Annotated in this window: 3 protein-coding genes; 2 read left to right on the forward strand and 1 reads right to left on the reverse strand. The window is 66.5% G+C overall.

Going from position 1 to position 3459, the window contains the following annotated elements; all coding sequences use genetic code 11:
* A partial coding sequence (hemC, locus tag DYI24_RS23475; RefSeq protein WP_205523656.1) for a hydroxymethylbilane synthase occupies window positions 1–834 on the reverse strand: 834 nt, incomplete at its 3' end.
* A gap of 238 nt (window positions 835–1072) precedes the next feature.
* Between hemC and DYI24_RS23480 the strand changes: the two genes are divergently transcribed.
* Together DYI24_RS23480 and DYI24_RS23485 are read left to right on the forward strand one after the other, a co-directional pair.
* Window positions 1073–2386 (forward strand): DUF3422 family protein, encoded by a 1314-nt coding sequence (locus DYI24_RS23480; RefSeq protein WP_164574044.1) that lies wholly within the window; start codon window positions 1073–1075, stop codon window positions 2384–2386.
* A partial coding sequence (locus tag DYI24_RS23485; protein WP_164574045.1) for an alpha/beta hydrolase family protein occupies window positions 2386–3459 on the forward strand: 1074 nt, incomplete at its 3' end. The genes DYI24_RS23480 and DYI24_RS23485, both read left to right, overlap by 1 nt.

The following is a 3459-nucleotide window of genomic DNA, read 5'->3' on the forward strand; positions in this document are numbered from 1 at the left end:
CATCTCGTCGCCGGTGATGACCGAGTGCGCCGCGATCGGCGAGTTGCAATGGCCGTTGAGCACCCACAGCACTTCGCGCTCGGCATCGCAGCACAGCCGCGACTGATGATTGTCGATCAGCGCCAGATACTGCCGGGTCTTCCACTCGTGCACGGGGCATTCCACCGCGACGATGCCCTGGCCGGCTGCGGGCAGCATTTCTTCCGGCGTGAAATCGTGCGCGATGCGATCGACAAAGCCGACGCGCTCGATGCCGGCGCGCGCCATGATCAGCGCATCGGCGGGACCGACCTCGCTGCCGTCCGGCATCCGCTGCTTTTCGCCATTGTCGAGCTTACGCATCCGGCTGTCGGCCGCGCCGCGGAAATGGATCACCTCGACTTCGGGGAACAGCCGCTTGGCATAGGCCGCGCGGCGCACTGCGTTCGTCCCGATGGTGTAGCCCTTGCCGCGGGACTTCTTCAGCTCCTCGAGGGTGAGGCCCTTGCGCAGCACCAGCGAGTCGCAGGCCGGATCGCGCGCCAGCGTGGCAGCGACGATCAGACCGGGCGTTTCTTCGTTGGCCGGCATGTCCTTGAGCGAGTGCATCGCGCAATGCAGTTCGCCGCGCAGCATCGCGGCGCGGATCTCGGCGACGAACGCGCCGCCCTTGCCGCCGTGCGGAAGCAGCTTGCTGATCTGATCGCTATCGCCGACAGTCTCGAACTTGATGATCTGGGGATCGAGCTCAGTCGCAGCCGCGCTCAGCTGCTTGGCGATGTCTTCAGTCTGGGCAAGCGCCATCACGCTCTTGCGCGTACCAATACGGACTGGAAATTTCACCACACGCTCCATTCGACAACCGCGACGGGCCCGCGGCGAAGTTCGGCCGAACCTTATGACCAGCCCGAGCCAGATTGCAAACGGATGACACCGATGTCGCGTAGAAGCCCGGCGGGGGGCCGGGGGTCGTTGATCTCGGACAATTCCGGCGCCTGCGACAGCCTTTCGCGGAACCTTTCAGCTTCTGTCTATCGCCATGCAATGGTACTCAAGTCAACTAGGCGCAATATTGAGCAAGGTCAAAAGCGACATGACGGCTGACGTTCTGATCGGAGACGGCGACGTTCGACTTTCGCCGCATCCATTGCGCGCGATCGTTCTCGGCGAAGTGCACGCGCGTCCGTTCACTGCGCTCAACCTGCCGGCGCGCGTCCTACACTTCGCTTTCGACACCTCGGGCTCGCGCGCCGCGGCCGACCGCGCCGCAATGATCAGCTTCTGTGAGTCGCGCGGACTGCAGCCACCGCCGCCCGGCGAGAAACATCATCGTGCCCGCTTCGGCACCACGATGCTGCGCTGGGAGCAGCACTCCGAGTTCACCACCTACACCTGGGAAATTCCGGCCGATCCCGCCGCGACGCCGTTCCACCCGGAAGCGTCCTCACTGGCTTCGCCGATGCGGCTGTTGCCGCAGCCCGGACCGCTACTGGTCGCCGTCGATCTGCACGCGATGCCGGAAGATCCGCCGCGCACCTCGCCGGAGCGCCTGTTCGATCGCGCCAGCCTCGCGGTCGCGGAGAACTCCGACGGAGCCGCGGTGTTCGCCACCGACTTCCAGCCCGGCCCGTCCGGCTTCGTGCGCGTGCTGGTGCTCGATCGCGGTATGACGCCGGAGCGCGCCGGCGCCCTGGTGCAGCGCGTGCTCGAAGTCGAAACCTACCGGACGCTGGCGCTGCTCGGCCTGCCCGAAGCGCAGCGGCTCGCGCCGTCGATCGCGACCAGCGAACGGCGCCTTGCTGAAGTCACCGCTGAAATGCGCCGCGTCGGCGACCTCGCCAACAACAACAAGCTGCTCCAGGAGCTGACGGAGCTCGCCGCGGAGGTCGAAGCCGGCGCCGCCGCCAGCCTGTATCGGTTCGGTGCCAGCCGCGCGTACGACGAGATCATGAATGGTCGCCTCGCCACGCTTGGCGAACGCAAGGTCGGCGGCCTGCCGACCTGGTCGTCGTTCCTCGCCCGCCGAATGAAGCCGGCGATGCGCACCTGCGCCACCACCGAGGCGCGCCAGTCGGACCTGTCGGTCAAGCTCGCCCGCGCCGCCAACCTGCTGCGCACCCGCGTCGACGTCGAACTCGAACAGCAAAATCAGGAACTGTTGAAATCGATGAACGCCCGCACCCGGCTGCAGCTCCGGCTGCAGACCACGGTCGAAGGTCTGTCGACCGCGGCGATCACCTATTATGTGGTCGGGCTGTTCGGCTACATGGTGAAGGGTGCCGCCGAATCCGGCCGGCTCAAGATCGACCCCAGCCTGCTCACCGCGCTGTTCGTGCCGATCGCGGCGCTGTCGATCTGGTGGACCATCCGCCGCATCCGCAAGAAGCACATTCCGGACGTCGATTGATGGCCATGCGCCGCGGGCTGACGCCGCTTCGGATCATCGTCGCGCTCGCTGCCGTCGTGGCGATCATGGTGGCGCTGTGGCAGCTGCAGCGCGGTAAGGACGGGCTACTGATCACGACGGCCACGGTGGGGCAAACGCCCGTTACCGTGTTCCGGCAGCCCTCCGCCACCAAAGCGCCGGTGGTGGTGATCGCCCACGGCTTCGCCGGCTCGCAGCAATTGATGCAGCCGTTCGCCCAGACGCTGGCGCGCAACGGCTATATCGCCGTCACCTTCGACTTCACCGGCCACGGCCGCAATCCGGTGACGATGGTAGGCGACGTCGATGAGCCGACCAAAATCACCGGCGTGCTGGTCGACGAAGTCGGCCGGGTCACGGACTATGCCCGCAAGCTGCCGGAGAGCGACGGCCGCGCCGCCGTGCTCGGCCATTCGATGGCTTCCGATATCGTGGTGGCCTATGCGGTGGAACATCCAGAGATCGTCGCCACCGTCGCGGTGTCGGTGTTCACGCGCAAATCCACCGCGACGCTGCCGCACAATCTGCTGGTGATCGTCGGCGCGCTCGAGCCGCAAATGCTGAAGGACGAAGGCCTGCGCATCGTCAATCAGGTCGCCGGCGGCAACGCGGTCGAAGGGCGCACCTATGGCAGCTTCGCCGACGGCACCGCGCGCCGCTTCGTGCTGTCGTCAGGGGTCGAGCACATCGGCGTGCTGTACAGCCAGGACTCGATGCGCGAGTCGCTGCATTGGATGAACGATGCGTTCGGCCGCACCGGCTCGGGCTGGATCGATCAGCGGCCGCGCTGGCTGGCGCTGCTGTTCGGCGGCCTGATCGCGCTGGCCTGGCCGCTTTCGAAGCTGCTGCCCCGTGCCGCGGCCGTTCCGATGGGTGCGAGCCTGAGCTGGAAGCAGCTTCTGGTCACCGCGATCGTGCCGGCCGTGCTGACGCCGTTGCTGTTGTGGAAGGCACCGACCGACTTCCTGATCATCCTGCTCGGCGACTACCTGACGCTGCACTTCCTGCTGTACGGCCTGCTGACGGCCGCGATTCTGGTGCTGATCCGGCTGCGC

The organism is Rhodopseudomonas sp. BR0C11 (assembly GCF_010820945.1).
Lineage (GTDB): Bacteria > Pseudomonadota > Alphaproteobacteria > Rhizobiales > Xanthobacteraceae > Rhodopseudomonas > Rhodopseudomonas palustris_H.